This window comes from Afipia birgiae 34632, from assembly GCF_000308295.2.
In the GTDB taxonomy this organism is placed as follows: Bacteria; Pseudomonadota; Alphaproteobacteria; order Rhizobiales; family Xanthobacteraceae; genus Afipia; species Afipia birgiae.
On record NZ_HG326653.1, the window covers coordinates 716,180 to 738,364 of the forward strand.

A 22,185-nucleotide genomic window follows, 5' to 3' on the forward strand; every position below is an offset into this window, starting at 1 on the left:
CATGGGTTTCGGCCTGCTTACGCCGGGTTTTCTTCGGAGGCCGCAGCCTCTTCCGACGGCTTGGCAAGATCGGCTTCGCTGATCCAGCCGGCGACGACACGGGCCTGCATGATCAGGGCTTCGGCGTCTTCGCGTGAAATTTCATTCGGGTCGAGGATGCCCGGGTGCTTGGTGGTTTCGCCGTCCTTACGCTCCACCCAGCCGACCAGATCGTCCGTGGCGCAGCCAGCCAGATCCTCAACGGTCTTGATGTCGTTCTCGCCGAACTTCACCAGCATCTTGGCGGTCACACCCGGTACGGTCGTCAAAGCGTCTTCCACGCCCAATTCCTTTCGCTTCGCTTCGAGTTCTGCCTCGAGCTGTTCAAGATATTCGCGGGCACGGCTCTGCAGCTCGTTGGCGGTTTCCTCGTCGAAACCTTCAATGCTGGTGAGTTCCCGTGGATCCACCAGCGCCAGATCTTCGACCGAACCGAAGCCTTCGGACGCCAGCAACTGGCCGACGACTTCGTCGACATTGAGGGCTTCCATGAAAACGCGGGTGGAATTCTCGAAGTCGGCCTGACGGCGCTCCGATTCTTCCTGTTCGGTGAGAATGTCGATGTCCCAGCCGGTCAGCTGCGAGGCAAGACGCACGTTCTGTCCGCGCCGTCCGATTGCAAGGGACAATTGGGTATCCGGGACGACAACTTCAATGCGCTCGCGGTCTTCATCTATGACGACTTTCGCGACTTCTGCGGGCGCCAGTGCGTTGACGACGAAGGTCGCGATATCCGGCGACCACGGAATGATGTCGATCTTTTCGCCCTGCAGTTCGTTCACCACGGCCTGCACGCGCGAGCCGCGCATACCGACGCAGGCGCCGACCGGATCAACCGAGGAATCGCGGGAAATCACGCCGATTTTCGCGCGCGAACCCGGATCGCGGGCCACGGCCTTGATCTCGACAATGCCGTCGTAGATTTCAGGAACTTCCTGCGCGAACAGCTTCGCCATGAACTGGGGATGGGTGCGCGACAGGAAAATCTGCGGTCCACGGGTTTCGCGGCGGACATCGAAGATGTAGGAGCGCACGCGGTCGCCGTTGCGGAACACTTCGCGCGGCAGCATTTCGTCGCGGCGCACGATGGCTTCGCCGCGGCCCAGATCGACGATGACGCTGCCGTATTCGACGCGCTTGACCACGCCGTTGACGATCTCGCCGATGCGATCCTTGAATTCCTGATACTGCCGGTCACGCTCGGCCTCGCGCACCTTCTGCACGATGACCTGCTTGGCCGACTGCGCGGCGATGCGGCCGTACTCCAGCGGCGGCAGCGTGTCGGCGATGGTGTCGCCGATCTGCGCGCCGGGGTTGGCGCGTTGCGCGTCCTTCAGCGAAATCTGGTTCGAGGAGTTTTCGACCTGATCGACCACCAGCATGTGGCGCGACAGCCGCAATTCGCCCTTCTTGGCATCGATTTCGGCGTGCACGTCGGTTTCGGAGCCGTAGCGGGCGCGGGCCGCCTTGGCGATGGCGTCCTCCATCGCTGCGATCACGATTGAGCGGTCGATCGACTTTTCTCGCGCGACGGCGTCGGCGATCTGCAGCAGTTCGAGTTTATTGGCGCTGACAGCGGCCATGGCTCAGTCTCCTTCGTGGGGATCGGATATGCCCGCGCGCTCTTTCTTTTCGGCGGCGAGGCGATGTTCTTTGGTGTTCTTGGGCGCGGGTTTTTTCGACTTTGGCTTGGGTTTGAAACTTTTCGAAATGGGCAGTTCGGCGCGGGCCTTTTTCGCGTGCTCGGGCGGAGGCGGCTCGATGCCAAGGTCTTCACGTATTTCGCGGGCGGCCGATTTTCCCCGGCGCATGGATTCCGCAATCAGTTCGTCGGTCAGAACAAGATTTGCACTGGCGATGTCTTCCATCGTCAGCAGCACGCTCGGCTCCTGATCGGCACGGATGTCGTCGCGAATAATTCTGATGCCGTCGCCTTCGACGCCGTCGAGCTTGCCGCGGAATCGCTTGCGGCCCTCATGCGCCACAGCCATCTCGATTTTCACCAGATGGCCGGCATAACGCTCGAAGTCGGTGCGTCGCACCAGCGGCCGGTCGATGCCGGGCGATGAAATTTCCAGCCGATAGGCGCGCTGGATCGGATCGGCGATGTCCATCACCGGCGACAGGGCCTTCGAGATCGCTTCGCAATCGTCAATCAACATGGTGCCGTCGGGCCGTTCCGCCATGATCTGCACCGTGCAGCCGGCGTCGCCCGACACCTTGATCCGCACCAGCCGATAGCCCATGCCTTGCAGGACCGGTGTGGCGACTGCGGAAACGCGCGCGGCCACGCCCGGCTCGACCACGAGGCGTGGTTCGGCAAGCAGTTCGGCGTCTACGGCAACGTCGGTTGGGTCGGTCATGTCGAGGATCAAGACTGCTCTTAATCGTTGTCGGCCCGCCGCAGCCTGCGGCACGGGTCATCAGGTAATAAAAAAGAGCGGGTCCCGGGGGGCCCACTCTCCTACGTGTGCGTATGAGAATTTATCAGTTGCCCGGGATATAGACGTTTTCGGCCTGTGCAGCAAGGGCTTCCCGCAAATTGCCGAGTGGGACGGAACCGGCTTTGAGACCGCTATCGTTCCAATTTGTTGAAAGGACACAGGCTCTTGCAGCCAAATTGCGGTATTTCGGACACCCCTGCGTAACCTTGTGCCTGCCCGGGACAAGACAGGCGTTCGCGGCTAACTGTTGATTCACCCGTCATACCTAAAATCCCGGGAGCTCCTGGGCGGAGCGTGCCGCCTGCCGGTGAACCGCCGCGCCAGCCGTGACAGAGATACGTATGGCCGCTGCTTTTTCGCTGATTCCGGAACTCGATGAGATCGTCAAGAACGGCACCGCTGAGAAGCGGGCGGAGGCGATTGAGCGGATTTCCGGGCTCTTTCTGCAAGGCGCCGCGCATTTCGAAACCAGGCATGTTGCGCTGTTCGACGATATTCTGGTCGGACTGGTGCCTGCCACGGAAATCGAGACGCGTGCGGAACTCGCTGAGCGGTTGTCCAAACTGGACAACGCGCCTCCGACGCTGGTGAAGCAACTGGCGCGCGAAACTGAGATCAGGGTCTCCGGCCCGATTCTGAGCCGCTCGCCGCTGCTGGACGATCCCACCCTGGTCGACATCGCGCGCGGAAAAGGTCAGGAGCATCTGGCGGCGATTTCCGGACGCCCGACGCTGTCACCGTCCGTGACCGATGTGATCGTTCGCCGCGGCGACCGCGAGGTGGTGCGCAGCGTCGCAGCCAACGCCGGCGCGCAATTTTCAGAATCCGGTTATTCCGGATTGATCAAGCGCGCCACCGACGATGGCATGCTGGCGTTGACCGTCGGACAACGCGAGGACCTTTCGGCCGCTTCGTTGAAGCAGTTGGTGGCGAAGTCCGTTGATGTCGTTCGCCGCCGCCTGTTCGACATGGCGAAGCCCCAACAGAAGGCTGCGATCAATCAGGCGATGATCGAGCTGTCCGGGGCGCCGAAATCACAACCGCAGGTGCGTGATTTCGAACCGGCCCAGCGCGCCATCCTTGTGCTGCATCAGGCTGGTGAACTTGATGAGGCCGCTCTGCTCGGTTTTGCAAAACAGCACAAGTACGAGGAATCGGTTGCCGCGCTCGCAGCGCTGACGGGTATGCGGATTTCAGTGGTCCACCAGCTGGTGCTGGGCGATCGCTACGATCCTGTCCTGCTCCTTGGAAAGTCGATCGGGTTGGAATGGGCCACTGTGCGCGCACTGGTGGTGCTGCGTCTCGGTCCGGGCCGGGTAGCGTCTGGTCCCGACATCGAGGAGGCGCGCATCAACTACGACCGGCTGTCGCCGGCGACCGCACAACGCGTTCTGACCTTCTGGCGGCTGCGCGACAAGGGCAAGCCGGCTTAGTGTCTTGATGCGAACTAGATACCTATTCGCTTGAAGATCAGATAGGCCGCCTTGCGTCCTTCGCGATCGGCCTTCCTGCCATAACGCGTCATCGTGTAGTGCTGCCACGGCATGCGCCAGTCGTCAGCTCGCTCCGCTGTCCATACGAAGTCTCTCGATCGCTGCATGTGCATTAAGGTCCATGAGCAGTAGTCATCGATGTCGCTGACAAAGCGAAATTCGCCGGTGGGATCGAGAACGCGCGACATCTGGCGGATCATTGCTTCCTGCACGAAGCGCCGTTTCCAGTGCCGCCGCTTCGGCCACGGATCGGGGTGAATAAGGTCGATGCGCTTGAAACTTGATGCCGCGGCCCATGCAAGCAGCTCGGCCGCATCGCCCGCGAACAGCCGGATGTTCGTGATGTTGTGAGCTTCGATCTGCGACAGGATCTTGGCCATGCCGTTGACGTAAGGCTCGCAGCCGATGAAGCCGGTCTGCGGAAACGCGAGCGCTTCCGCGATCAGATGTTCACCGCCGCCGAAACCGATTTCAAGCCGAAGCTCATTGACCGGCACGTCAAACAGCGAGGCTGGATCGGATGCGTCGGCGCTGTCGAGATCCAGCGTCAGTCGCGGCAACAGATGTTCGATCAGATCGGCCTGATGATTGCGAAGCTTGTGCCCCTTGCGCCGCCCGAAGAACGAGCCGTGGCCATGGTCGTTACCTTGCGGACCTGATGATGCAATGTCGTCCGCTGACTTGGTCATCTACAGGCCTTGACGATCCATCGGGTGTTGTCTGTACGAAGTCGATCTGGAATCGATCCAGTCGCGCGTCACCACAGCTTCGTTCGCCTGGCGATTATCTGTGCCTGCGAACTTACGTGGGGTCGGGTTGTTCGCGTGCCGCCATCTGTTCGACGAGTTCCACGATACTGCGGCGGAGCTTGGCGTCGGTGATCCGGGTGAAAGCCCGGGTGAGCGCCAACCCTTCGGAGGTGGCGAGGAAATCCGCAACGTAGGCAGGCGACTGCGCTTCGCTCAATCCCGCCAGTGCATTCGGACCTGCCGGCCCGCCTTCGAACAGAAACGAAACAGGCACCTGAAGAATATCGGAAATCTGTTGCAGGCGGCTTGCGCCGATGCGGTTGGTGCCCTTCTCGTATTTCTGGACCTGCTGAAATGTGAGGCCAAGCGCCTCGCCAAGTTTTTCCTGACTCATGCCAAGCATGATCCGGCGCATGCGCACGCGGCTGCCGACATACTTGTCAACGGGATTTGGGGCCTTGGTCGTCATCTCAAGCTCCACGCCACCGGCATACTGAATACAACGAACCGAACCGAAACGCAGCGTTCTAACCGGCATACGCTGCCAACCGCGGGAACGTCAAACGTTAGTCATGCACTTGCTGAAGAATTTAGGTTACGGCGGCGCTCTATCGCCCGGTTCCGTCATGCAGTTACGCGCTATCGCACGATGAAGGTACGCTCGCTTCAGGGCTTTTGTTTCACGCGCCGGCGAATAACGATGACAGTCGACAATGCTATCGCCAGTGCTGCGGGGATATCCCGGACCCGCGAGAAAAGCGTGGCCGGTGCAGGCTTTGGCAAGGCGGAATCGAGCACGCCTTCGTTGCCGAGTTCCAGATGTGCGATGATTCGGCCGAGCGGATCGATCACGGCAGAGATGCCGGTGTTCGCCGAGCGTACGAGGGGGAGTCCTTCCTCGACAGCTCGCAATCGCGCCTGCTGCAAGTGCTGGTAGGGACCGGTCGAGATTCCGAACCAGCCGTCATTGGTCAGATTAACGATCCAGCTGGGGCGATCGTCACCCGGCAGAATGTCACCCGGAAAGATCGCTTCGTAACAAACCAGCGGCAGCATGCGCGGGGCATTCGGCACCGTCATCGTACGCCGCCGGTCACCCGGAATGAATCCGCCGCGCACCTTGGTGAGCTGAACGAAGCCGAGTCTTTCCATCGCCGACTGGAACGGGAGATACTCGCCGAACGGCACGAGATGCAGCTTGTCGTACACCGACAGGATCGTACCGTCGTGATCGATGACATAGATTGAATTGTAGGCGCGAGTGACCTGTGTCCCGGCGGGCTGGTCGGGCGGGCGGATCGCGCCCGTGACCAGCACCGTTCCTTGCGGCAACAGGTTGGCGATCCGCGCCATGGCATCGGCTTCACGGGTCAGGAAAAACGGAAACGCGGACTCGGGCCATATCAGGATCGTCGCGTCGCGGACGCCGCTCGACTGTGGTCCGGTCGCGCGGTCCGACAGCGACAGGTATTTGTCCATCACCATCTGCCGGGCCGAGTAGTTGAACTTCACATCCTGCTGCAGGTTCGGCTGCATCAGGCGCAGCTTGACCTTATCGACAAACTGCGTCGGCTGGCTGGCAAGGCGTAGCGCGCCATAGATGCCCATCGCACAAAGAAGGAGGAGAGAAGCGGCGAGCGCGATCCAGGGGCGGCGCGTGGTGACACGATCATCAGCCAGCACGGCGGGACTTGCGAACACAGCCACCGCAATGAACGTCAATCCCCACAGCCCGATCAGCGAAGCGGTCTGCGCCAGCGCGAGCGGTTCGGTCAACGCGTAACCAAAAGCGTTCCACGGGAAGCCGGTGAGAATATGTCCGCGCAGCCATTCGCTGGCCGTGAGCGCGCTGGCGAGACTGAGGATGCGAAATGCATCCGCAGTCCAGATCAGGCGCGCCAGTGCAAAGCCGAAGGCCATGAACAGCGCGAGGCCTGCCGGCAGGCCCATCACGGCGAACGGAAGCAGCCATGCGAACGTTTCGGCATCGACGAGAAATGCGTAACCCACCCAGTAGAGTCCCGCGACGAAATAGCCGAAGCCGAACCACCATCCGCTGAGCGCTGCGGCCGGAAGGCCGCCGAGACGTCCGGCGCTCGCGCCATCGATCAGCCAGACCGCCACCGGCATGGTCAGAAACAGGATCGGCCATGCATTGAACGGCGCCATCGCCAGCGCCGACAGGGCCCCCGCGACCAACGCGATCATCGCGCGCTTCCATCCCCATGACAGGATAATGCCGGCGATCAGAGCGCGGAATGATGTCATCGGCTGCCGGCGCCGTCGCTGGGTGACGCCGGATTGGCCGGATTGTTGGCTTGCGCCTGGGCAGCATCATTCGCCGCTTCGCGGCGACGCAACTCGCGGTGGCGCAAATTAGAGCGATCCTTACGGGTCCCGATGCGCACGCGCTTGACGCGGCGCGGATCGGCGTCGAGCACTTCGATCTCGAAATCGCCCGGTCCGGCGATGACCTCGCCGCGCACTGGCAGACGGCCAACCTGCGTCACCAGATAGCCGCCGAGCGTATCGACCTCCTCGCCGGCTTCACCGGTGTCAAACTCCTCGCCGACCACGGACTGCACGTCTTCAAGACTGGCGCGCGCATCTGCGATGAACGATCCGTCGGATTGCCGGACGACGGACGCCGGCTCATCGCTATCGTGCTCGTCATCGATTTCGCCGACCACCAGTTCGACAATGTCTTCGATCGATACCAGGCCGTCGGTGCCGCCATATTCGTCGACCACCAGCGCGAGATGGATGCGCGTCGCCTGCATCTGCGCCAGCAGATCGATGGCGGGCATCGATGGCGGAACATAGATCAGCTTGCGCATGATGCTGGCGTCGGACAGCTGCATGCGCAGATCGACCGAACGCAGATCGAGGCCGGCGGGAAAAGGCTTCTTGCGCTTGGCGTTGACTTCGTCCGCCACCTTCGCCTTCGATGTCATGAAGGCGAGCAGGTCGCGGATGTGAACGAAGCCTTCTGGGTCGTCGAGGGTATCGTTGTAGACCACGAGGCGCGAATGGGCCGCGCTTTCGAACAGACTCATCAATTCGCCCAGCGAAATATCCCGTTTAACCGCGACGATGTCGCCGCGCGGCACCATGACGTCGGCAATGCGCCGCTCGTGCAGTCCCAGGATGTTGCGCAGCATGGTGCGCTCGACCGTGGTGAAACTGGTTTCGTCGGGCGCAGTGGCGTCGAGCACCACCTGAAGATCGGCACGGGCAGACCCTGCCTTCCATCCAAACAGCGCACGCAGCGCACGCATCAACCATAGTTCGGACGACGGGCGCAGTACCTCGCCATGTTGCACGGGGACCGGCAGATTGCCCGATCGTTGCGGATCGGGACTATCGTCGGATTTTTCGGCAAGAGAGTCGGGCACTTCAGTTCACCTGGTCGTCATGCGCGTAGGGATCGGGAATCCCGAGCTGCGCAAGAATATCCCGCTCGAGACCTTCCATGATCTCGGCATCGTCGTCGTTTTCGTGATCATAGCCTATCAGATGCAGGAAACCGTGCACCGCCAGATGGCTGAGATGGTGATCGAACGGCTTGTGCTCGGTGTCGGCCTCGCTGCGTGTGGTTTCATAGGCGATCGCGATGTCGCCAAGCATCCGCGGCGCATCGCCACTGGATGCGCGCTCCGGCTGCAGCGCAGGAAACGACAGGACATTGGTGGGCTTGTCGATGCCCCGCCAGTTCTTGTTGAGGGTGCGAATGCCGGCGTCGTCGGTCAGCATGACCGCGATCTCGGCGTCGCCGGTGTCGGCATCGACCATGGAAGCCGCTGTTTCGATGGCGCGGTGGATGGTGGTCTCGGCGCCGCTCTCACGGGCCCAGCAGTCAGCCGTCACAAGCACTTCGGTCGCGGGAATGTGGGCGGGCATCATATCACTAATCTTGTTTACCGTTATCGGTCAGCTCGGTTGCGATGAATGGATCAAGGCTTGCCGGTGTCGGAGGGCTTCGGCGCGCCTTCGTAAGCGGCGACGATCCGTGCCACCAGTTCATGACGGATCACGTCCTGAGCGGTGAATTTCACCTGTGTGATGCCTTCGACTCCGTCGAGCAGTTTGGCCGCTTCCGCGAGTCCCGACGGCTGGCCGTTGGGCAGGTCGACCTGGCTCGGGTCGCCGGTGATGATCATGCGGCTGTTCTCGCCAAGCCGCGTCAGGAACATTTTCATCTGCATCGACGTGGTGTTCTGCGCCTCGTCGAGAATGATCGCCGCGTTGGTGAGTGTGCGGCCGCGCATGAACGCCAGCGGCGCGATCTCGATTTCCCCGCTTTGCAGGCCGCGCTCGACAATGCGCGAATCCATCAGGTCGTAGAGCGCGTCGTAGATTGGCCGCAGATAAGGATCGACCTTCTCGCGCATGTCGCCGGGCAAAAAACCCAAACGTTCGCCGGCTTCCACGGCCGGACGTGACAGGATGATGCGATCGACTTCCTTGCGCTCGAACAGCTGGCAGGCCTGCGCCACGGCCAGCCATGTCTTGCCGGTGCCGGCGGGACCGATGCCGAATACCAGTTCGTGCCGCTTCAGCGCGCGGATATAGGCATCCTGCGCAGCTGTTCTGGCGCGCACGGGGCGCTTGCGCAGATTGATTTCCTCGAACTGCGATTTTGCCGTCTTCGGGTCGAACTCGAACAGAGAGCCCTGTGCAATCACGGCGCGGATCGCGCCTTCGACATCACCCTGCGCGATGTCCTGGCCGCGCACCGCCTGCTCGTAGAGCATTTCGAGCACCCGTCGCGCTGCGTCGCAGCCGTCGCGGGAACCTGCGATGGTGATGTGGTTGCCCCGCGAGTCGGCGACCACGCCGAGCCGGCGCTCGATCAAAGCGAGGTTTTGTCCGTAGGGACCGACCAGGGCGGAGGCGGCGCCGTTGTCGTCAAAGGCGACGACGATCTGGGCTTCGTGCGGGGTCTGAACGTCGTGCTTGCGGCCTGGGGCGAGTGTCGGCGAATCCGATGCGCTTTTTGGCAAGGGTTCAGGCTCCGGGGGTCATGGCGGGATGGGAAAGTGGCGCGACGGGCGACGGCGCGGAACCGGCGAGGGCGCCGATCAGGCTGTAGCGTTCGAGGCTGTCGATGGCGACGGGCAGCACCTGGCCGATAATGTCGGGCGACGCCATGACGTGAGCAGGTTGCAGATAAGCGGTGCGACCGACGATCTGACCGGGATTGCGCGCGGCACGCTCAAACAGCACATCGATCGTCTTGCCGATCACTGCCGCGTTGAAGGCAGCCTGCTGGCTGTCGATCAACTCCTGGAGCCGCGCCAATCGCTCGTCCATCACCGTGGTCGTGACCGTCTCCTGCATGTCCGCGGCCGGCGTTCCGGGGCGGGGGGAATACTTGAACGAATAGGCGCCAGCGTAACTGATTTGGCGGACCAGCGCGAGTGTGGCCGAAAAATCTTCCTCGGTTTCGCCGGGAAATCCGACGATAAAATCCGATGAAAATGCAATGTCTTCACGCACCTTGCGGAACCGTTCGACGGTCCGGGCGTAATCCGCGGCGGTATGCTTGCGGTTCATCGCCTCCAGAACGCGGTCGGAGCCGGACTGCACCGGCAGATGCACGAACGGCATCACGGCGGGAATGTCGCGGTGGGCTTCGATCAGCGCCTCATCAACGTCGCGGGGGTGGCTGGTCGAGTAACGCAGGCGGACGATGCCTGGAATCTCGGCGAGACGATACAGCAGCCGGCCGAGTGACCACGGCTGGCCGTCGCCGCCGTCGCCATGAAACGCGTTGACGTTCTGCCCGATCAGCGTGATCTCGCGCACACCATTGTCGGCGAGGCGCTGGACGTCGTCGATGATGCGCGCAACTGGACGCGATACTTCCATGCCGCGCGTGTAAGGCACCACGCAGAAGGTGCAGAACTTGTCGCATCCTTCCTGCACAGTAACGAAAGACGAGATGCCGCGTGCGCGGATTACGGCCGGCTTCGGATCGGGCAGCGACGCAAATTTGTCTTCGACGGGGAATTCGGTTTCGATGGCGCGGCCGTCGGTCTTTGCCTTCGCGAGCAGTTGCGGCAGATGATGATAGCTCTGTGGGCCGACCACGATATCGACGGCGCGTTCGCGGCGGATGATCTCGCTGCCCTCCGCCTGTGCGACGCAGCCTGCGACCGCGATCTGCATCTCGCGGCCGTTGCGTGCAGCCTCGTCCTTGGCGGTGCGCAGGCGGCCGAGTTCAGAATAGACCTTCTCGGATGCCTTCTCGCGAATGTGACAGGTATTGAGGATCACGAGGTCCGCGTCATCAACACTGGCCGTCTCCACGAATCCCTCAGGCGCCAGCGTGTCCACCATGCGTTGTGCATCGTAGACATTCATCTGACAGCCGTATGACTTGATGTGCAGCTTGCGCGGCGTGGTCATTAAGATCCTGACGGGCGGCGCTCCCGGCCGCTTTCTGGCGCTTCAGATATAGATAAAGGCTGGCGAAATCCAGCGACCGCACGGTGTCCGGATCACCGAAAAACAGGCTAAATGACTGTTATTTCATCGCGATTCAGGGTTTGCGCGGTCAGGGCCGGCAGATCGCGCATATCGTCGATGACGATTGTGGCGCCGGCCGCGCGCAACCGGTCGGCGTCCCCGGGGCGGCAGTGGCTGCCGCCGGTAAATCCGATCACGGCCATGCCGGCGGCACGCGCGCCGGTGACGCCCGGAACGCTGTCCTCGATGACGAGGCATCGCGCCGGTGGCGTGTTCATCTGCGCGGCGGCGAACAGAAACAGGTCAGGTGCGGGTTTGCCGCGCTCGACCTGCATCGCCGAAAACAGGTTGGGCGCGAAGTAGTCGATCAGTTCGGTGGTGCCGAGGCTGCTGCGAATGCGCGTCGGCGTACCTGACGACGCCACGCAGGTCCGCTGCGACAATCTGCCGAGCGTCTCGGCGATGTGCGGAACGGGTGTGAGTTTTTCGCCGAACACCCGATCGATGGTCGCCCGCAGTTGTACGGTATAGGTGTCGGGCAGAACGCGACCGAGTTCGCTTTCGACCTCAAGCCGTGCTTCGCGCGCCGAACGCCCGAGGAAACGCTCATGCACCTGCGCGGCGGTGATCGTGTAGCCGTACTCCGTCAACACTTCGGCATGAACGACGCATGCGAGCGCCTCGCTGTCGACAAGGACGCCATCGCAATCGAAGATGATGAGGTCGTAAGGGGACGAAGTGCTCAAGTCTTGTCGTCGTCCAGCGGCACGCAATAGAGCTCGAGCCGGTGATCGACCAGCTTGTAGCCGAGCTTGCGCGCGATTTCGGTCTGGAGCTTTTCGATTTCCTCGGAGGTGAATTCGATCACCTTGCCGTCGCGCAGATTGATGAGATGGTCGTGATGACTCTCGGGCACCTGCTCGTAGCGGGCGCGGCCCTCGCGGAAATCGTGACGCTCGATGATACCGGCGTCCTCGAACAGCTTCACTGTGCGGTAGACCGTCGAGATCGAGATTTTGTCATCGACCGCGACGCAGCGCCGGTACAGCTCCTCGACGTCGGGATGGTCCACGGCTTCTGCCAGCACGCGCGCGATGACGCGGCGCTGCTCGGTCATGCGCATGCCGGCTGCCGCGCAGCGTTTCTCGATATCCGTATGCTTGCCGGGAGGCATGGATTTGAGGGCCGTCATGGTGTTGGTTCCAGTGGGTACCTAGTGTCCTGAATCCGAAGTTCGCCTGCTTTTGCGGCGCGTTCCATAGCGAACTTCGGATTCAAAAGGACACTAGAAATTATTATTCTGGTGTGGTTTTGGTTCGCAAGTCCGCAAATGGACGTGCTGAGAAAAGGTTGCGGACTTGCGAACCACCACACCAGCGTGTTTTGCCACCGCAGGGAGCTTACGACAAGTCTCGTTGCATCACGACAGCGTTCAATTGTTCGCCGCTGGCGTCCTTGTAGTACCGTTCGCGGCGGCCAACGACGCGAAATCCGGCGCGTTCATAAAGAGCGCGGGCAGGACGGTTGTTTTCCTCGACTTCGAGAAATACGGTTTTCAGGCCGAGCCCCGCGAGATGTCCAAGATGCGTGCGCAGCAGATCGCGCGAGAAGCCCTGCCCGCGATGCTTCTGGGCAACGGCAACCGACAGGATCTCCGCTTCATCCGCTGCGGTGCGCGACACAATAAAGCCGATGGTGGATCCGCCGAGTCGCAGACGATGCGCGAGTGCGTTGCGCTCGATCAGAATCTGTTCGAATTCGTCCGTACCCCAGCCGCGATGAAACGAGGCACGGTGCAGTTGCGACAGCCGCGGCGCATCGCGCAGGTTCGCGGGTTCGACCGTGGCATCGGGCCGCTTGAAAAGTTGCGGAAACAAGCTGGCGAGAAATGCGGGGAGGCGTGACATGGCTATGAACGAGCGTCGGGCAGGGAGAAGCCGGCCTTCGGCTTGGCATCGGGCAGCCGTAAATAGAAGGGCTTGGCTGGAGCGGCATCCGGCTCGGTGGCGGCTCCGATCCGTGCGACCCATGCGATATCGGGACCAGGCCTGGGATCGACCAGGGATGGCGCCGGAACGTTGCGCGGCCATCGATCCGCAAGGATGCGCGCGGCATTGCCGACCATGCGCAGCGCGCCGAAACGCGAAGCCACGAAGGTGTCTTCGATCGGAACGACGGCTGGCCGCATCAGGGCGGCGCCGTTGCCGGCGACGACCTGAAAATAAACATGGTCGTGCCGGGCATCGATCGCAGCGACAATCGGCTGGTCTTGTTGCTCGGCGACCAGCGGCGCGACATAGGCCGACAGGGTGGTGAGGCCGATCACAGGCTTGTCGGCGGCGAGGCCGATGCCGCGTGCCGCGGAGATGCCGACGCGCAATCCCGTAAAGCTGCCGGGTCCCGTGGTGACGGCGACGCGGTCAAGGTCGAGATAACGCAGGCCAGAGGTTTTCATAACGCGCGCGATCAGCGGCATCAGCGCCTCGGCATGGCCGCGCTTCATCTCCAGCGTTTCATGCGCGATCATGGTCCGTGCGCCGGCATCCAGGACGGCGGCGGCGCAATAATCCAGCGCGGTATCAATGGCAAGAACGATCATGGACGTGATCTAGCACCGTTGGAGGTTTCCAAGAAATGCCCAAGAACGCCAACTGGATGCAAACACCCTGCCATCGCCAGGGTTGTCCCGGTGACCCGGTTGGGAGGATACCGTGTCCAAGAATCGTCATGGCCGGGACGAAGCCCGGCCATGACGTAACATGGAATAAATCTGAACTCAGCCGGTCACATCGGCCGGACTTCGACAACGTCCGGAATGAAGTGCTTCAGCAGGTTCTGAATGCCATGCTTCAGCGTCGCGGTCGATGACGGGCAGCCGGCGCAGGAGCCCTTCATATCGAGATAGACGATGCCGTCCTTGAAGCCCCGGAAGGTGATGTCGCCGCCGTCACCGGCGACTGCCGGGCGGATACGCGTCTCGAGCAGGTCCTTGATGATCGCGACCGTCTCGGTGTCGGCTTCGCTGAAGAATTCTTCAGCATGTGGTGCGTCGCCGTCTGCCACCTGGCCGTCGGCGAGCAGTGGCGCGCCGGACATGTAGTGCTCCATGATGACGCCAAGGATCGCCGGCTTGAGGTGCTGCCAGTCGCTGTCGTCCTTGGTGACGGTCACAAAATCGGAGCCGTAAAACACCCCGGTGACGCCTGGCACGGCGAACAGACGTTCGGCCAGCGGAGAGCGGGTGGCGGAATCACGGTCGGTAAATTCCATGGTGCCGGTGTCGAGCACGGCACGGCCGGGAATGAACTTCAGGGTGGCGGGGTTGGGGGTCGCTTCGGTCTGGATAAACATCGAAATCTCCGGCGCATCGCCGGTTCAAGGCCGGCGCGAACGGGTTAAGTGAGGGGTTCCCTATAGCACAGATGGCGGCTGAAAAAGCCCGATCAAGGGCGCATGGCGGGTGTCCGCCGCCTTTATGACAGCGCGTCGAGGTCGCTGTCGCTGAGATTGCCGGGCACCACGGTGATAGGGATTGGAAATGTCCCGGCGGTTTTCGCCAGAATGGTGATGATCGGGCCCGGCCCTTCGGCGCCGGCGCTCGCCGCCAGAACGAGCATCGCAATGTCGACGTCCCTGTCGATGACGTCGAGAATCTGCTCGCCGGGATCGCCCTCGCGGATCACCCGTTCCGGGGTGATGGCTGCGATACCGTTGGCGCGGCCCGAGGCGCGGTCGAGCGCCGCATTCGCGATCTCCTCGGCCTCCGCGCGCATGATGTCGGCCACGCCGAGCCATTGCTGGTTGCGGTCCCCGGTGTCGATAACACGCAGCATCACCACGCCACCGCCGACGCGGACCGCCCAGCGGCTTGCGTAATACACCGCGCGGTCGCCCTCTGCGGTGTCGTCAACGACGACAAGACATTTCGGCTTGTGGCCCTGCTCGTAACTTCGTCGTTGGCTGCTCATGCATGTCCCGGATGATGAACCGGCATCATGCTGCCATGCGCGAGGGCGCGCCGACAAGGTGAGAAGAGGCTTGACGGAACTTGATTCGCGAATTCGTGAAGCCAAAAAATGTGAGTTTGCCGGGACATAGGCAAGCGGAAGAGACACCGTCCTTCGAACGGGTATGTCCGGCCATAACGACAACATGGAGTTGAAACGGTATTACTTTTTGCGGATGAAACCGACGATGTCCTTCACCGCATTCATGGTTTCCGCTGCAGTGACGCGCGCACGATCGGCGCCGTCGGCCAGCACCGCGTCCACATAGGCGGCGTCCTGCGTCAGTTTCTTCATTTCCGCGCCGATCGGCCCGAGTTTGGAGACCGCAAGATCGACCAGTGTCGACTTGAAGCCGGAGAACTGTCCGCCGCCGAATTCCCGCAGCACGTCCGTTCGCGGCTGTCCTGACAATGCCGCATAGATGCCAACCAGATTGTCGGCTTCGGGACGGTTCTTCAGGCCTTCTTCCTCGCTCGGCAACGGTTCCGGATCGGTTTTCGCCTTGCGGACCTTCTGCGCAATGCTGTCGGCGTCGTCGGTGAGGTTGATGCGCGAGTAATCGGAGGGATCCGATTTCGACATCTTCTTGGTGCCGTCGCGCAGCGACATCACGCGGGTGGCGGGGCCGGTGATCAGCGGCTCCGGCATCGGGAAGAACTTCTCGCCGAAATTGTGCGCGCGGATCGAGTCGGAAAAGTCGTTGTTGAATTTCTGAGCGATGTCGCGCGCCAGTTCGAGATGCTGCTTCTGGTCTTCGCCGACCGGCACATGGGTGGCGCGATAGACGAGAATGTCTGCAGCCATCAGGTTCGGATAGGCGTAGAGACCGACCGATGCGTTCTCGCGGTCCTTGCCGGCCTTTTCCTTGAACTGGGTCATGCGGTTCAGCCATCCGAGCCGCGCCACGCAGTTGAACACCCATGCGAGTTCAGCGTGTTCGGAGACCTGGCTCTGGTTGAACACGATGTGCTTCTTCGGATCGATGCCGCTGGCGATGAAGGCTGCGGTGACCTCGCGGATCGTGCGCGTCAGTTCGGCGGGATCCTGCCAGACGGTGATGGCATGCAGGTCCACCACGCAGTAGATGCAGTTGTGGGTGTCCTGGAGTTTGACGAAGTTGACGATCGCGCCGAGATAGTTGCCGAGGTGCAGATTGCCCGTCGGCTGGACGCCTGAAAAAACCAGTTCTTTTGCAGCCATTTTACAATTCCCGTGCCGTCGTCCGGCAGCCGTTTTATCTGCGCGTCTTTAGCCGTGCCGGCGCTACTCGCGCAAGCCGCCATCGCGCAAATTGCTGATGGCTTCGCCCCAGCTCACCACGCCGAACAGGTCCAGCAGCAGGCCGTAGAACGACACGCCGGCCGCCACCAGCCCGCCGAGAATGGTGATCTGGGCCGGAAAGCCTGCCGTGGCCGTCACCGGGGACACGAAGGATTCTGCGACGAAAAGCATCGCGCCCATCGCCGCCGCGCACATCGCGATGCGCGGCAGCCGCCGCCGCGCGGTGGCGTCGATGGAAAAGCCGAAGGTCGCCGCGCCGCGCCAGGCCAGCACGGCGGCGCAGAACCATGCGCCGAGCGAGATGCTGGCGGCGACGCCGCTCGCGCCATAGGCGTGCCCGAAGAACAATCCGCAGACCACCGCCGTTGCGATGCCGAGCAGTGTTGCAGCCAGTGGCGTTTTGGTGTCCTCGCGCGCGAAAAACGCCGGCGCCAGCACCTTGACCAGAACGTGCGCGGGCAGGCCGAGCGCAAGAATCGACAGCGCCTGCGCGGTGGCAGCGGTATCCGCCGGCGTGAATGCGCCACGCTCGAACAGCACGCGGATGATCGGCTCGCTGAGCAGGATCAGGCCGAGCGTCGCCGGCAAGACCAGCGCAGTCGCGAGTTCAGCCCCGCGGGATTCTGCCTGCATCAGAGCCTGGCGGTCACCGTTGCGGATGGCGCGGGTGAGTTCCGGCACCAGCACCGTGCCCATCGCCACGCCGACCATGCCGAGCGGTAATTCGATCAGGCGATTGGCGAAATACAGCCACGACACTGCGGCGGGCGTGCTTGAGGCGATGATGGCGCCGCCGACGATCAGGAATTGCGGGCCGGCGTTGGCAACCATGCCGGGAATGCCCTTGCGCAGAAACCCGCGAATTTGCGGGTCGAATGAAATCCGGACCGGCGTGGCGATGCCGTCGCGCCACGGCCTGCGCTGAATCAGGATCAGCATTTGCAGGCAGCCGGCGACGCCGACCGCGCCGGCGATAACGGTCGCCGAGAACAAGGGCTCGTGCCGCCAGACCAGCAGCACGACCAGCACGACGATCATGGTGATGTTGAACAACACAGGCGAAAATGCGGTGAGCATGAAACGGTGTTCGGCGTTCAGGACGCCGATCATCACGATGGAGGGGCCGACGAATGCGAAATAGGGCATCATCAGCCGTGCGTCGTTGATAGCGAATTGTAAGGTCTCGCGGCCGACAAATCCCGGCGCCAGCACTGCGATGACGAGCGGCATCAGCAATGTCAGTACAAGCGCAATGCCGATCAGAATGAGACTGACGCTGCCGAGCACACGTCCGGCGAAGGCTGCGGCGGCGGCCGCGCCTTCGGATTCCCGCACGCGCAGATAATGCGGCACCAGCGCGGCGTTCAGTGCGCCCTCGGTGAAGGAGCGGCGCGTCACATTGATGAACTGGAAGGCGACCAGAAACGCGTCCGCGATCGGACCGGCTCCGAGCAGCGCCGCGATCAGGGCGTCGCGCAAGAACCCCAGCGTTCGCGACGCCAGCGTTCCGGTCGAGACTGTGAGGATGTGACGGATCATCGAACTATTCTGCGGATCACATGCTTGCTGGCGGGCTCATTGTCGTGATAGGTCGCCGGACCTTCATGGCCCCATGAACTACCAGCTTTTGCCGGTTCCGGCCCCCGCCCAGCAGGATTATCATTAATGACCGCAGCGACATACGACGTTCTCGGAATCGGCAATGCCATCTTCGATATTCTGGTGCAGACCGACGACGCCTTTCTCGGTCAGCACGGCATGGCCAAGGGCTCGATGGCTTTGATCGACGAGGCGCGCGCTGCCGCGATTTATGAGGCCATGGGCCCGGCCATCGAGATGTCCGGCGGCTCGGCGGCGAACACCATTTTCGGCGTGGCGGGTTTTGGCGCGAAGGCGGCGTATGTAGGCAAAATCAAGGACGACCAGATCGGCCGCATGTACAGTCACGACATCCGCGCGGCGAACGTTGCGTTCACGACGACGGCCGCGACCGATGGCCCTGCGACGGGATGCTCCTACATTCTGGTGACGCCGGACGGCGAGCGCACCATGAACACCTATCTGGGCGCGGCGCAGGATCTGTCGCCCGCCGATATCGATCCGGCGCAGATCGCGGCCTCCTCGATCGTCTATCTCGAAGGTTATCTGTGGGATCCGGCCAACGCGAAAGAGGCTTTTCTCAAAGCTTCCAAAATCGCTCACGACAACAATCGCAGCGTGGCGCTGACGCTGTCCGATGCATTTTGCGTCGGCCGTTACCGCGACGAATTCCTCGATCTGATCCGGACCAAGACGGTTGATCTGGTCTTCGCCAACGAGGCCGAACTGACCTCGCTCTATCAAACGGATGATTTCGACAAGGCGCTGGCGCAATTGCGCGGCGATGCTCAACTCGCTGTGGTCACCCGCAGCGAAAAAGGCTGCGTGGTCGCTGCGAAGGACAAGGTGACGCCGGTTCCGGCATTTCCGGTGAAGCAGGTGGTGGACACCACGGGCGCGGGCGATCTGTTCGCGGCCGGATTCCTGTTCGGCATCGTGCGCGGTTTGAGCCATGAGCAGTGCGGACGGCTTGGCGCGCTCGCCGCCGCGGAGGTGATCCAGCACATCGGCGCGCGGCCGCAGGCGTCCCTCAAGACTCTGGCACAGGCGGCGGGCCTGCCGGTCTAGAACGACGGCCAGGTCATATCCTCTGTGCTGATCAGCCGTCCTGGCCGGGGCTGCCACGATGCGCCAATCGTTCACGATCGGGTGACCTACCGTTAACCGCGATGGTTCTTGAAGCCGTCGTCCCCTGCATCCATATGGGGGATGGCGCTTTTTGGCTGGAACCATTTGCCAGCCGTGTTCGTTGGAGTTTTTCCCGCTGTGCGGGCAACGAGTGACCACGTGTAGGAGTACCGCGCACCGCGCGGCGGAAGGACACCATGATTACGACCTGGAGCGAGTGGAAACATTATCCGAAGGCCGTTCGGGGCGAGAGACTGGAAGCGCCGATCGGACCGGGAATCTTCGAGGTCAGGCACGCATCGTCCGGTGCGCTGTTCGCATTCGAGGCGACCGACAACATCGCTCATGCGCTGTCGTCCATTACCTCGGGACCCAAATCTTTCGCCTCGTGGTTCGGCAAGCGCGATCCGGTGACGTCGCTCGACCTTGAGTACCGCACCTTCGCAACGTCGACCCGTGAGGAGGCCAAGGTTGCCGCGGAGCGCATGCTCGGCCGCCGCGAAGCGTATTTGAGCCACGTGGCCTGATCTTGCGGCGGCTCGATTCAGAGCTGCTGCGTTAACGGCGTAGCGCGCCAATCATACGGCTCGCGAATGCAAGCCGTTCGGCCATCACTGACATGAAGTAAGTCAAAAGCTTTTGGCCCAATTGCGGATTGTCGGCCATAATCGCGTTGAAGGCGTCGGCGCGCAGCACGTAAAGAACGCTATCGATTTCGGCCTGGATCGTGGCGCTTCGGGGCTGACCGGCAACAAGACCCATTTCTCCGACTGTGGTTCGGCGCCCGAGACTTCGCACGCGCGTGATTCGGCCATCGCCAGCTTCAACGGTCACGCCAACCCGGCCGTTCAGAATAAACAGCATGGAGTCGGCCCGCTCGCCCGCTCGAGCGATGATCTCAAGTGCGCCGACCTCGACACGTTCGCAACGCTGCGCAAGTTCGGCGGCGTCGTGCTTATTGCCGAGGATAGCGACGAACCAGCTCTGCAGATCGCCATCGTCCTGTTCGTGTCCGCGATGCCGGACGATAATCTCGTTCTCACACCATTCCAGCGCGTGGTCGAGTTCCGGCATCACCAGGATGTCGCCGGATAGAAACTCTCCTGAGCGCAGCATTCGTTCGGTCGCCGACGGCAGATTGACAAGAACCAGTTTGACGCCGCTCTCGATTGCCGAGCGCCTGATCTGGGCGAAACTGTAGGCGGCCGAAGAGTCGATGCCGGTCACCAGCTTGAAATCGAACACCAGATACCGGCATTCGGGATGGTGCTGCAGCAGCGCCCGGACGTGCTGGTAGAGGCGATTGGCTGAACCGAAAAACAAATAGCTCTGCAGATTGAGTCCGTGAATTTCCCTGCCGTGGGCGGCCAGCAGCGCGAGGTCATGCCGCGAGCGGTCGAGCGAACTGCGATACTCCGCTCCATTGAAGCCGAACTTGATGGAGCTGATGCGCGATGCGCTCAGAGCGAATGTCGCGCAGCCGATCACGATTCCGATCAAGACGCCGGCGATGAAGCCCCATGTCATGATGATAAAAATGATCGCGAGTAGCGACAGGTATTCGGTGGTGGACAGCCTGCGTCGCGATTCGACAATCCAGCGATTGAGCTGATCGATCCCGAGATAGATCAGCAAGCCGCCGAGGATAAACTTGGGCATGTAGCCGAGCAGTGCGGGATCGGCCACCAGCATGAGGACCGCGACGGTAGCTACCACCAGCCCCGAGAGGCGGCTCGTTGCGCCGCCGTTGGTGTTGAGCAGCGACCGGCTGAGAGAGATGCATCCGGCATAGCCGCCGAAAAGTCCCGACAGGATATTGGCTGTTCCTGCGACAGTCAGTTCGCGCTCGAGATTTGCTTCGCGGCCTGTCGCAACCTCGAGGCCTGTGGTGTTGAACAGCGTGCTGATCGCTGTGACGAAAATCACGGCAATCAGGTTGCCAACCAGCCCGGGCAGCGCCTGCCACGGGTAGTTCTCGATATCGCTCAGGCGCCATGGCGCCGTCAGGCTGGCGCGCGGCGGGGACTGGAATGTCCAGCCGAGCATCTGCGCCTGTTCCAGCGAAACACCTGCGAAATGAAAGGCGATATGAGCCACCATAACGCCGCCGACCAGGATCGCTGGAAGCGCGAGCGGATTGCGGGAGCGATGCCACATCAGATAGATCGTGAATGCCAATGCAGCTCCTGCGAGGAGCTCGTACATCGTCATGGGATTCGCGAACGAGGCGAGGGTGTCGAACCGCAGGGGGCGGTCGGTAATGACCCGGACTCCGCCGAGCGTGATCAGGAGCGCCGTCGTGCCCAGAAATCCGCCGATCACCGGATAAGGCACGTATCGGATCGCACGGCCGATCCGGGTAAGGCCCATGCTGCACAGCACGAGTCCCGTGATGATTGTCGCGGCGGAGAGCGTCAGCAGCACCGGGCCGAGAAGCTGGGCCGTAGGATCGGTCGTTGTGATGTGCTCCACGAGCGATGCGGCCAGAATGCCGGTGACCGCCGCCGTGGACGTTTCAGGGGCGCCTACAGCGAACGGAAAGGTGCTGCCCAGCGCGATCACAACGGCGATCACCGCGGTCGCCGTGAAGGTCGCGGCGATTCCATAGGGCAGATACGAAACCAGAGGGCCGCTGAAGATCAGCACCGAATAGGAGAGCCCGAACGACACAGTCAGCACGGCGGGTGCCGCGCTGGCGAAGATATCGTTCAGCCACTGACGCAGCTTCACGCTCGGGCTGGAAACGGGGGTGACGGAGGGAAAAGCCACGCGGGACGTCCATCGATGGAGGCAGGTCTGTCCTAGACGACGGCAAAGCTGACGTAAAAGAGATTCTTGTGACAGCAGATCCATCTGCCCACGTTTTGCGCGGAATGAGAAGCGCGGTGCAAATGCCTGTTTCCCATCGCTTGCCGGGCAACAGCCGGAAGAGCAGAAGCCGCGCTGTTGCCGGCGCGGCTTCTGTCTTCGCGAT

Annotated in this window: 21 protein-coding genes; 3 read left to right on the top strand and 18 right to left on the bottom strand. The window is 62.1% G+C overall.

Translation table 11 applies throughout. The annotated features are described in order from the left end of the window. Positions 1 to 17 precede the first annotated feature (17 nt). Positions 18 to 1,622, bottom strand: a complete 1,605-nt coding sequence (gene nusA / locus BN32_RS17375) for a transcription termination factor NusA (protein ID WP_019199066.1) — start codon at positions 1,620 to 1,622, stop codon at positions 18 to 20. Positions 1,623 to 1,625: 3 nt separating this feature from the next. Beyond that, complete coding sequence (rimP, locus tag BN32_RS17380) at positions 1,626 to 2,402, bottom strand: ribosome maturation factor RimP (RefSeq protein ID WP_040426878.1); 777 nt, start codon at positions 2,400 to 2,402, stop codon at positions 1,626 to 1,628. A 422-nt stretch (positions 2,403 to 2,824) separates the two neighbouring features. On the opposite strand from rimP, the gene BN32_RS17385 reads away from it, so the two are divergent. Beyond that, complete coding sequence (locus BN32_RS17385) at positions 2,825 to 3,916, top strand: DUF2336 domain-containing protein (protein ID WP_019199064.1); 1,092 nt, start codon at positions 2,825 to 2,827, stop codon at positions 3,914 to 3,916. A 14-nt stretch (positions 3,917 to 3,930) separates the two neighbouring features. Here BN32_RS17385 and trmB read toward each other — a convergent pair whose 3' ends face one another. From trmB to murJ, 15 genes are all read right to left on the bottom strand, one after another. Beyond that, positions 3,931 to 4,665: a tRNA (guanosine(46)-N7)-methyltransferase TrmB gene (gene trmB, locus BN32_RS17390; protein WP_019199063.1), complete on the bottom strand. Its 735-nt coding sequence runs from the start codon at positions 4,663 to 4,665 to the stop codon at positions 3,931 to 3,933. Positions 4,666 to 4,777: 112 nt separating this feature from the next. Next, entirely contained in the window at positions 4,778 to 5,194 is a 417-nt protein-coding gene (locus BN32_RS17395; protein ID WP_040426880.1) for a helix-turn-helix domain-containing protein, read from the bottom strand. A 197-nt stretch (positions 5,195 to 5,391) separates the two neighbouring features. Continuing rightward, positions 5,392 to 6,993 (bottom strand): apolipoprotein N-acyltransferase, encoded by a 1,602-nt coding sequence (gene lnt / locus BN32_RS17400; RefSeq protein ID WP_019199061.1) that lies wholly within the window; start codon positions 6,991 to 6,993, stop codon positions 5,392 to 5,394. Further along, positions 6,990 to 8,120, bottom strand: a complete 1,131-nt coding sequence (locus BN32_RS17405; protein ID WP_019199060.1) for a hemolysin family protein — start codon at positions 8,118 to 8,120, stop codon at positions 6,990 to 6,992. Before BN32_RS17405 ends, lnt begins: the two co-directional genes overlap by 4 nt. A 1-nt stretch (position 8,121) precedes the next feature. Next, positions 8,122 to 8,628, bottom strand: a complete 507-nt coding sequence (gene ybeY, locus BN32_RS17410; RefSeq protein ID WP_019199059.1) for an rRNA maturation RNase YbeY — start codon at positions 8,626 to 8,628, stop codon at positions 8,122 to 8,124. A 50-nt stretch (positions 8,629 to 8,678) separates the two neighbouring features. Further along, positions 8,679 to 9,728: a PhoH family protein gene (locus BN32_RS17415; protein WP_019199058.1), complete on the bottom strand. Its 1,050-nt coding sequence runs from the start codon at positions 9,726 to 9,728 to the stop codon at positions 8,679 to 8,681. 4 nt (positions 9,729 to 9,732) lie between these two features. Continuing rightward, positions 9,733 to 11,136, bottom strand: coding sequence for a tRNA (N6-isopentenyl adenosine(37)-C2)-methylthiotransferase MiaB (gene miaB / locus BN32_RS17420; protein ID WP_019199057.1), 1,404 nt, complete (start codon positions 11,134 to 11,136; stop codon positions 9,733 to 9,735). A 107-nt stretch (positions 11,137 to 11,243) separates the two neighbouring features. After that, a complete protein-coding gene (locus tag BN32_RS17425) occupies positions 11,244 to 11,942 on the bottom strand; it encodes an HAD family hydrolase (protein ID WP_019199056.1) in 699 nt (232 codons plus the stop codon). Then, on the bottom strand, positions 11,939 to 12,388 hold the full coding sequence (locus BN32_RS17430) for a Fur family transcriptional regulator (RefSeq protein ID WP_019199055.1): 450 nt from the start codon (positions 12,386 to 12,388) through the stop codon (positions 11,939 to 11,941). The genes BN32_RS17425 and BN32_RS17430 overlap by 4 nt, the downstream gene beginning before the upstream one ends. Positions 12,389 to 12,596: 208 nt before the next feature. Then, positions 12,597 to 13,103 (bottom strand): ribosomal protein S18-alanine N-acetyltransferase, encoded by a 507-nt coding sequence (gene rimI / locus BN32_RS17435; RefSeq protein ID WP_019199054.1) that lies wholly within the window; start codon positions 13,101 to 13,103, stop codon positions 12,597 to 12,599. 2 nt (positions 13,104 to 13,105) lie between these two features. Then, on the bottom strand, positions 13,106 to 13,795 hold the full coding sequence (tsaB, locus tag BN32_RS17440) for a tRNA (adenosine(37)-N6)-threonylcarbamoyltransferase complex dimerization subunit type 1 TsaB (RefSeq protein ID WP_019199053.1): 690 nt from the start codon (positions 13,793 to 13,795) through the stop codon (positions 13,106 to 13,108). Between the two features lie 185 nt (positions 13,796 to 13,980). Further along, the gene (locus BN32_RS17445; protein WP_019199052.1) at positions 13,981 to 14,547 is read right to left on the bottom strand and encodes a NifU family protein; all 567 of its coding nucleotides are present in this window, start codon (positions 14,545 to 14,547) and stop codon (positions 13,981 to 13,983) included. Between the two features lie 122 nt (positions 14,548 to 14,669). After that, positions 14,670 to 15,164, bottom strand: a complete 495-nt coding sequence (locus tag BN32_RS17450; protein ID WP_040426628.1) for a universal stress protein — start codon at positions 15,162 to 15,164, stop codon at positions 14,670 to 14,672. A 201-nt stretch (positions 15,165 to 15,365) separates the two neighbouring features. Continuing rightward, positions 15,366 to 16,403, bottom strand: coding sequence for a tryptophan--tRNA ligase (gene trpS / locus BN32_RS17455; RefSeq protein ID WP_019199050.1), 1,038 nt, complete (start codon positions 16,401 to 16,403; stop codon positions 15,366 to 15,368). Positions 16,404 to 16,466: 63 nt separating this feature from the next. Continuing rightward, positions 16,467 to 18,023, bottom strand: a complete 1,557-nt coding sequence (gene murJ, locus BN32_RS17460; RefSeq protein WP_019199049.1) for a murein biosynthesis integral membrane protein MurJ — start codon at positions 18,021 to 18,023, stop codon at positions 16,467 to 16,469. A 126-nt stretch (positions 18,024 to 18,149) separates the two neighbouring features. Between murJ and BN32_RS17465 the strand changes: the two genes are divergently transcribed. Beyond that, positions 18,150 to 19,151 (top strand): adenosine kinase, encoded by a 1,002-nt coding sequence (locus tag BN32_RS17465; protein WP_019199048.1) that lies wholly within the window; start codon positions 18,150 to 18,152, stop codon positions 19,149 to 19,151. Between the two features lie 257 nt (positions 19,152 to 19,408). Beyond that, on the top strand, positions 19,409 to 19,738 hold the full coding sequence (locus BN32_RS17470) for a hypothetical protein (RefSeq protein WP_019199047.1): 330 nt from the start codon (positions 19,409 to 19,411) through the stop codon (positions 19,736 to 19,738). Positions 19,739 to 19,769: 31 nt separating this feature from the next. Here BN32_RS17470 and BN32_RS17475 read toward each other — a convergent pair whose 3' ends face one another. After that, entirely contained in the window at positions 19,770 to 21,980 is a 2,211-nt protein-coding gene (locus BN32_RS17475; protein ID WP_040426629.1) for an SLC26A/SulP transporter family protein, read from the bottom strand. Positions 21,981 to 22,185: the final 205 nt, after the last annotated feature.

Excerpts from the sequence above, each read along its gene's own strand:
- BN32_RS17465 (WP_019199048.1), top strand. The coding sequence starts at position 18,150 with ATGACCGCAGCGACATACGACGTTCTCGGAATCGGCAATGCCATCTTC.
- nusA (WP_019199066.1), bottom strand. The coding sequence starts at position 1,622 with ATGGCCGCTGTCAGCGCCAATAAACTCGAACTGCTGCAGATCGCCGAC.
- trmB (WP_019199063.1), bottom strand. The coding sequence starts at position 4,665 with ATGACCAAGTCAGCGGACGACATTGCATCATCAGGTCCGCAAGGTAAC.
- BN32_RS17395 (WP_040426880.1), bottom strand. The coding sequence starts at position 5,194 with ATGACGACCAAGGCCCCAAATCCCGTTGACAAGTATGTCGGCAGCCGC.
- BN32_RS17470 (WP_019199047.1), top strand. The coding sequence starts at position 19,409 with ATGATTACGACCTGGAGCGAGTGGAAACATTATCCGAAGGCCGTTCGG.
- miaB (WP_019199057.1), bottom strand. The coding sequence starts at position 11,136 with ATGACCACGCCGCGCAAGCTGCACATCAAGTCATACGGCTGTCAGATG.
- rimI (WP_019199054.1), bottom strand. The coding sequence starts at position 13,103 with ATGTCACGCCTCCCCGCATTTCTCGCCAGCTTGTTTCCGCAACTTTTC.
- rimP (WP_040426878.1), bottom strand. The coding sequence starts at position 2,402 with ATGACCGACCCAACCGACGTTGCCGTAGACGCCGAACTGCTTGCCGAA.
- tsaB (WP_019199053.1), bottom strand. The coding sequence starts at position 13,795 with ATGATCGTTCTTGCCATTGATACCGCGCTGGATTATTGCGCCGCCGCC.
- lnt (WP_019199061.1), bottom strand. The coding sequence starts at position 6,993 with ATGACATCATTCCGCGCTCTGATCGCCGGCATTATCCTGTCATGGGGA.
- BN32_RS17430 (WP_019199055.1), bottom strand. The coding sequence starts at position 12,388 with ATGACGGCCCTCAAATCCATGCCTCCCGGCAAGCATACGGATATCGAG.
- BN32_RS17385 (WP_019199064.1), top strand. The coding sequence starts at position 2,825 with ATGGCCGCTGCTTTTTCGCTGATTCCGGAACTCGATGAGATCGTCAAG.
- trpS (WP_019199050.1), bottom strand. The coding sequence starts at position 16,403 with ATGGCTGCAAAAGAACTGGTTTTTTCAGGCGTCCAGCCGACGGGCAAT.
- BN32_RS17445 (WP_019199052.1), bottom strand. The coding sequence starts at position 14,547 with ATGTTTATCCAGACCGAAGCGACCCCCAACCCCGCCACCCTGAAGTTC.
- ybeY (WP_019199059.1), bottom strand. The coding sequence starts at position 8,628 with ATGATGCCCGCCCACATTCCCGCGACCGAAGTGCTTGTGACGGCTGAC.
- BN32_RS17450 (WP_040426628.1), bottom strand. The coding sequence starts at position 15,164 with ATGAGCAGCCAACGACGAAGTTACGAGCAGGGCCACAAGCCGAAATGT.
- murJ (WP_019199049.1), bottom strand. The coding sequence starts at position 18,023 with ATGATCCGTCACATCCTCACAGTCTCGACCGGAACGCTGGCGTCGCGA.